1 protein-coding gene is annotated in these 1,061 nt (G+C 40.5%); it reads right to left on the bottom strand.

Annotated features, from left to right (window positions below; all coding sequences use genetic code 11):
• Positions 1–830, bottom strand: an 830-nt coding sequence (locus R7E47_RS25220) for a DUF1254 domain-containing protein (protein WP_318085542.1), incomplete at its 3' end; no start/stop codon positions are given.
• Between the last annotated feature and the right edge of the window lie 231 nt (positions 831–1,061).

Consider the following 1,061-nt stretch of genomic DNA (forward strand, 5'->3'; position numbering starts at 1 on the left):
AACGGCCTACCCTTCTCGATACCTAAGAACTTCAGCTGAGCCATAACAAAACGATCGCGTTCTTCCACTGGGTTTTCTTGGATGATTTGATGGATGGTCTTCCAGTATTCCAAGCCATCTTTTGGAATATGCGTCCAATCAATTTCCGGCACTTGAGCAACCGGGATTTTACGACCTAGTTTGCCATCGGCGTATGGTTGCGTTGTGATGTTTGGCACCACTTGTTTCACTACGCGATCAACATCCGGTTCAAGAATACGGATGCCACCATATACAACATTGGTCTTCGGTCTAATTACGTAATAGCCTTTTGGATTTAGATCTTTGTATTTTTCACCCGGTGGCACAATCAAGTATTTACCACCTTTACCTTTATCTGGGCCCAATAAGCTCAAATCAGACAGTACGCGCTGATGGACATCAAGCAACATGCCCGCCATCTTAGCTTCAGGAAGATTAATAATTAGCGGGCCAGTCTTTTCCAAATTCCAAGTACCCACAACATATGGCGTTGTGTAATTGGCAGTAATAATGCCCTGCTTTTGTTTTAGAGTATTATAAAACCCTAACTGACCTTCTTCGAATTTAAAATCATTACGGCTAACGTTCAGCCATTCCATAATACTTGAGGCAGGGATTCCCCAAAGATAAGCTTGGGTTGCACGCTGAAAATCCATTTCATTCAACATGTTTTTCATTGTTTCTTGTGTCGGAAAATCTGATTCAAATTTCAAATCACCCACGCGGCTTGGAACCACCGTTTCTTGTGCAAAGACAGAGGCAGACAGAAGCATACTCGTCACTGCTACTGCTAAAATGCGCTTTTTCATATGGAAGTAATCCTTATCTTATTAGATGGTGTTGCTCAAATTAGAACAAGTCTTTTCAAGTCTAGATTAATGTTGAACCGATTATTCTTTGTTCATATCTCAAACCCACCATCATCATAAGGTTCATAGATAAGGAGATAAATTGACCATTTATTATTGGTAATATACCAATTTTGGTATAAGTTAATTTATGCAAACACGGATACGCCTTACACCACCAGAACGTAATCG

The organism is Vibrio sp. Vb1026 (assembly GCF_033338745.1).
Classification (GTDB): domain Bacteria; phylum Pseudomonadota; class Gammaproteobacteria; order Enterobacterales; family Vibrionaceae; genus Vibrio; species Vibrio alginolyticus.